This window comes from Mastigocoleus sp. MO_188.B34 (genome assembly GCF_030065675.1).
Taxonomy (GTDB): Bacteria; Cyanobacteriota; Cyanobacteriia; order Cyanobacteriales; family Nostocaceae; genus Mastigocoleus.
The window spans coordinates 1-6,067 of record NZ_JASJDK010000223.1 but is presented as its reverse complement, the minus strand read 5'-3'; the positions used below and the strand labels follow the sequence as shown (position 1 = coordinate 6,067).

Sequence of the window (6,067 nt, the reverse complement as noted above, 5' to 3'; positions counted from 1 at the left end):
GCTGGGGGACGTACCATTGCTGTTTTAGGTACGGGTGTTGATGTAATTTATCCTCCCAAAAATCGCGAACTTTACAAACATATTTTGAATCGTGGCTTAGTTGTTAGTGAATATCCCGCCAAAACTCCACCCGATCGCAAACATTTTCCCCGTCGTAATCGCATCATTGCAGGTTTGAGTCGCGCAGTTCTAGTGATGGAAGCTCCAGCAAGATCTGGTGCTTTAATTACTGCTGACTATGCAAATGAATTTGGTAGGGATGTTTATGCTTTACCGGGAAGATTAGATGATTTACCATCCCAAGGTTGTTTGAAATTACTCACACAAGGGGCTGCACCAATTCAAAAAGAATTAGAAGAACTTCTCAAAAGTTTGGGAGCTATACCAAAGTTAGATTTTGCAAATAATCATCCAGCAGAAGTATCAAATGTACCATTACCAGATTTATCACCAGAACTGCAACGAGTAATGGATGTAATTTCTTCGGAATCACTACCCCTCGATTTCATTATTCGACAAACAGGTATGTCAGCAAGTGAAGTTTCTAGTAGTTTATTGCAGTTGGAATTAATGGGATTGGTGTCCCAATTACCGGGAATGCGGTATCAGAGGTGCTGATAGGCGATTAGGGATTGGGGATTAGCGATTGGCGATTGGCGATTGGGTAATTAGTTACTTCTTACTTCTTACTTTTAACTTATAGATCCCTCTGATTTGAGGTCAAATTCATACCAGTCACCACGCCAATAAAGCTTAAACTTCATGCGTTTCCAAGCATTAGGCAAATTGGGTTTTGTTGCGGGACCATCTGGTGTAAATTTGACTCCAGCAACGCCGAAAATCACAGCTTGCCAGATACTACCACAGGATGCTCCATGAATCCCTTCAGCTGCATTTCCTCGGGTATTTTCCAAATCTACTAAGGCTGCTAACCTAAAATATTTGTAAGCTTCTACTGTTTTTCCCAAAGAAGCTGCTACAAGACCTTGAACGGCTGGACCAAGAGAAGAACCATAAGTAATGTCGGTTCGTGGTGCGTAGTAATCCCAATTTTTCCTGAGAACTTTTTCACCATAATCAGTGTCTGGAGTTCTTCCCATGAGATAGAGGAGCATTAAAACGTCTGGTTGCTTGAGGATTTGTCGCTTACTAGTTTCTTTGATTCCCAAAATAGCTTGCATTGAACGGGTACGCGGTTGGTAATCAGCAAGCTTAGTATCTTCTAGTTTAAAAAAGCCTTCAAACTGTTCGAACAAACCTGTTTCGGGGTCGTAGGGTATCCAAAGATTTTCGACGATATCTCGCCAGCGCCAACGTCGTTTTGAGGTTAATTGTAGCTTTTCTTCCAGTTCTAGAGTTTTTTCGGGATAGGTCTTACTTAACCAATCATAAATGTTAAGGGATTTTTCCAAATGCCATTGAACTACCCGGTTGGTAAAAGCATTATTATCAACATTTTCGTGGTATTCATCTGGACCAATTACTTGGCGAATTTCATAGCGTTCGCGTTTGATATTGAGTTCAACGCGGCTACTCCAAAACAGAGCAGTATCAAGAATAATCTCAGCCCCATAATCGCGCATCCACTCATCATCACCAGTGACTTGCCAATACCACCAAGCGGCGATGCTAATATCAGAACTGATGTGAACTTCGCGATCGCGACACCAAATTCGGATATCTTCCCCATAAATTTCATCCGGTGGAGCCCAACGGGGAGTCACTTCATCGCCAGTATCTGCACTTTCCCACGCATACATTGCACCCCGATACCCATAACTAATTGCTTTGCGGCGAGCGCCTTCTAGAGTATGGTAGCGATAGGTAAGTAAGTTGCGAGCAATATTTGGTTGAGTAAAGATGAAAAAAGGCAGAATAAAAAATTCGGTGTCCCAAAAAATATGTCCGCGATAACCGAAGCCAGATAGAGTTTTAGCTGGAATGCTAACCCGATCGTCATCTTGGGGAGCGCTAATCAGGAGTTGAAATAAATTGTAACGAAGGACAAGCTGAGCTTCACTGCTTCCTTCGATTGTAATATCACTATTTTCCCATAAGCTTTTCCAAGCTTTTTCGTGATCGCTTAATAGTTCTGTATAGCTGGGTAATTCCTGTAATTTATTGCAAGCAGCTTTGATTGGGGTTTCTATTTCCCGAGAGGTAAAAACCGTAACTATTTTCTCTAAAGTAATAGTTTTTCCGGCAACAGCATCGAACTTTGTTTCTATCGTAGGAAAGCCCGGAACGCTAGTATTTTTTGATTCAGCTTGAGTCCCAGATATAGTTAAATTTACTGCCATTCCCAGTTCAATGCGCGAGCTTCTAGTACGAACTAGCAAGGAAGTATTAGCGTCATCATAGCTTTGCTCAAGAATTAACCAATGATTAAAACCCTCTTTATTTTCTGGATTTCCATCAATACTAGCCCGAATTAGAACAGTTTCATCGAAATCCACTGCTGTCAACTGACAGCGTAATGCAACCACATGTCGATCTGCTTGACTAGCGAAGCGCTCGAAGTACAGATCGATTGTTTTTCCATTAGGACTGCGCCAGCAAATTTTACGGCTGAGAAGACCCCGTTTCAAGTCTAACTGACGCTGATAACTTAAAATTTCTCCCCGACTAAGACTAAATTCTTCGTTATCTATAATAATTAACAATGGCAGCCAATCAGGACAATTGGCGAGTTCGGTATAAAAGAGAGGAACATCATCATAGACACCATTAATTAAGGTAGCTGCTAAAGCACCAGGATAACCCTCTTCAAAACTTCCCCGTGTCCCCAGGTAACCATTACCAATTGTGAAAACAGTTTCTTTGTAGTTAAGTTGTTCGGGGTCGAACTGAGTTTCTGTGAGAATCCAATCCTCATAGAGTAGATGGGGGTCGGAAATAGGTTTATTCATAACTATGCCTCCTGTATCACTTTCTTCTCTCGCTCTGTGAGGATCGACATCAAGAACTCAAAAGATTAAAACTCTACAAAGTAGGTATAGCAATAGATATATAGCGAAAAATTACCTTACATTTGGCGAGAGATATACTGTTACAGCGCTACGCGCAAGTAAAAAGTAAAAAGTAAAAAGTCAAAATAGTTTTGCTAACAAAATCTTACACATCATAGCTTTTAACGCGTCTATAACGTTAGCGGATCCGTAAGGTAGCATAGCTAGAGGCTAACGCCGACGCCGCAGGCTAAGGACGTGTCCGTAGGACAAACAGGATTTAGCAATGTCCTAACCTTGTTACGTAGGACTATTACTGCACGGATGCTAAGTGTATAATACATTTCTACTCTACTGTAATTCGTTTTATATTGGTAGAGGTGATTATTAACGATAATTATTAATTACATTGATAAATCGCGGAGAAAGTAGAATTTATCGTTTTTCCATTCGTTACTTTTGATCCTTCCCAGGTAACCTGTTAGGGGAGAGGATAATTCCACAAGCAAATCATAAACTAACTCATTGCCAAGTTTGGGGTTATGAGTTGCATTATAATGAACGCGAATTTCCGTGACTATAAAACTTTTTTGCTGCGCTGAAAAAGCTTCCGTATCTTGATCCGATAGCTCTTTTACTGCTTCAATAATATGCGATCGCAGTTTATCATGGGCGATATCATTAAACCCAGAAACAAGCCTAAGACTCCTAAACATGAAAAAGCATAAGCGATCGCCGGTGTGCTAGCATTGCTCGTTATAGCGTTACGAAATTAGGTTAGGACATCTATGAATGCTGAAAGTTTATGTAGCAAGCTTTTGTTCCCCGGATCCGCTAGGTGACCTTAGTGATAGGCGCGGTCTGTTTTAACTTTTTCTAACCTTTAACACAAACTACTTGTTTCAAGATTGCAACAACTTCCACTAAATCTGATTGATTTTCCATGACTTGCTCGATGGGTTTATAAGCACTGGGAATTTCATCTAAAACACCACCGTCTTTGCGACATTCTACACCTTCTGTTTGCTTAATTAAATCGTCAAGGGTATAAGCTTTCTTTGCCTTATTTCGAGACATTAAGCGCCCTGCACCATGAGAACAACTACAAAAACTGTGAATGTTACCTTTGCCTTTAACAATGTAAGATTTAGCTCCCATTGAACCAGGGATAATACCGTAATCTTCTTGTTGGGCGCGAACTGCACCTTTACGAGTTACATATACCTCTTCGCCAAAATGTACTTCTTTTTCAGCGTAGTTATGATGACAGTTCACCTCTAACAAGGGCTTAGTTGCTTTACCCCCAACAAGATGTTTCTCTACAATGCGCTTAAAACGCGCCATCATGACATCACGATTGTAACGAGCATACTCCTGTGCCCATTGTAGATCGTGCCAATAAGCTTGAAATTCAGGGGTACCGGTGACAAAGTAAGATAAATCGGGATCTGGTAATTTCTCACTTGCCATTTTCTGGAGTCCTTTAGCAGTGTTGATGTGACATTGGGCTAACTTGTTACCAATATTACGAGAACCAGAATGTAGCATCAACCATACTTGATTTTCTTCGTCGAGACACACTTCAATAAAGTGATTTCCTCCACCAAGAGAACCTAATTGTTTCATAGCTTTATTTTGCAAATCTTGAACGCCGCGATGTAAATCATTAAATTCACGCCAACTTTGCCAGTTAGTTACAGCTTTGTCTACATCTTTATTTTCATTAAAACCAGTAGGAATTGCTGCTTCAATATCTTGGCGAATTTTCTTTAGTTTTCCTTCTAATTGTTCGCCTGTAAATTGGGTTTTAATCGCACCCATCCCGCAACCTATATCCACACCCACAGCGGCTGGAATAATTGCTTCTTTAGTTGCAATTACAGAACCAACTAAGGCTCCTTTTCCTAAGTGAACATCAGGCATTAATGCGAGGTGTTTAAATACGAATGGAAGGGAAGCAACATTTTTTGCCATTTGGATTTCTTGCTTTCCCAATTCATGATTAGCCCAAGATAAAACGGGAGATTCTGTATCAGCTTTTAGCTTTTCGTAAGACATAATTTTATTTTTTATATTCGACTGTAAATAATAACTTTTAAATAAAGAAGTCAGGAGTCGTAGAGACGCGACATGTCGCGTCTCTACAGAAATCAAGAGTCAGAAGTCAGGATTCAAAACAGACCGCGCTGACGCAAGCAGAAGTTAGGAGCTTTCCTGGTTATTTCTCATTATGTTCTTCCAAATACCTGATCTCTAATCTCCAGTCCCCAATTCCCATATCATGTACAATGACGTACTATTGCACGCCACGTACACTAAATTGGCTTAAGTTACAGCATTAAGCGTACTACATTTGTATTACAAATAAATATGCTTGTCAAGTTTTGCGAAATAAGTGGGCAAAATCATGAGTGATATATTAAAATTTGTGAAGTTAAAACCATAATTCTAATCTGTAATTCCAACTGTTTATCAACTTTGAGCAAAATTTAATTAAAGACAGAAATTGTCTGGGATGGGTGTCTAAATTAAGTACACCTTATTTTGTTGTCGAAATTTGGAGTGGTAAATTAATTTATGGCTGTTCGGCAAGATACTATTTGGGAACGTTTTCTCGCCCCCATTGCAAGACTATTTATTGATGAGGAAGAATTGCGCCAATACGCCAAGAGTGTTGATTGGGAAAGGGAAAGTCAACGTTTTGCTCGAGGTGATGTGATAACTCCTGAATATTACAGTAGCCAAAACTTCCATGGGATTGAAGGTGGATATCTTAATTCTAGTGCAGCAGTTTCCTACGATGCAATTACCCAATATGTAACTCCACCAAATGAAAATTGGGTGCGTCAAGCTGTAATTGATGCAATTCAAGTTATCCAACCGCGAAGAATTATCGATTTGGGTTGCGGTACTGGTTCCACAACTTTGATCTTGAAAGAGGCTTTCCCGGAAGCAGAAGTTGTGGGCTTGGACTTGTCACCTTACATGTTAGTGAGGGCTAGCCATAAAGCCGAAAATACGGGTTTAGATATTTCTTGGCGACATGGAAATGCAGAACAAACAGGTTTTCCCGAAAATTCCTTTGATTTGGTAACGGCAACATTATTATTTCATGAGAC

The 6,067-nt window shown here is 40.2% G+C and carries 5 protein-coding genes; 2 read left to right on the top strand and 3 right to left on the bottom strand.

Going from position 1 to position 6,067, the window contains the following annotated elements; all coding sequences use genetic code 11:
* On the top strand, positions 1-618 hold a 618-nt coding region (locus QNJ50_RS28255; protein WP_300642466.1), incomplete at its 5' end, for a DNA-processing protein DprA.
* A 74-nt stretch (positions 619-692) separates the two neighbouring features.
* Here QNJ50_RS28255 and QNJ50_RS28250 read toward each other — a convergent pair.
* From QNJ50_RS28250 to QNJ50_RS28240, 3 genes are all read right to left on the bottom strand, one after another.
* The gene (locus QNJ50_RS28250) at positions 693-2,909 is read right to left on the bottom strand and encodes a glycoside hydrolase family 65 protein (RefSeq protein ID WP_300642463.1); all 2,217 of its coding nucleotides are present in this window, start codon (positions 2,907-2,909) and stop codon (positions 693-695) included.
* Between the two features lie 443 nt (positions 2,910-3,352).
* Positions 3,353-3,664, bottom strand: coding sequence for a hypothetical protein (locus QNJ50_RS28245; protein WP_300642460.1), 312 nt, complete (start codon positions 3,662-3,664; stop codon positions 3,353-3,355).
* 160 nt (positions 3,665-3,824) lie between these two features.
* Entirely contained in the window at positions 3,825-5,006 is a 1,182-nt protein-coding gene (locus QNJ50_RS28240; RefSeq protein ID WP_300642457.1) for an RtcB family protein, read from the bottom strand.
* A gap of 519 nt (positions 5,007-5,525) precedes the next feature.
* Between QNJ50_RS28240 and QNJ50_RS28235 the strand changes: the two genes are divergently transcribed.
* A partial coding sequence (locus tag QNJ50_RS28235) for a class I SAM-dependent methyltransferase (RefSeq protein ID WP_300642454.1) occupies positions 5,526-6,067 on the top strand: 542 nt, incomplete at its 3' end.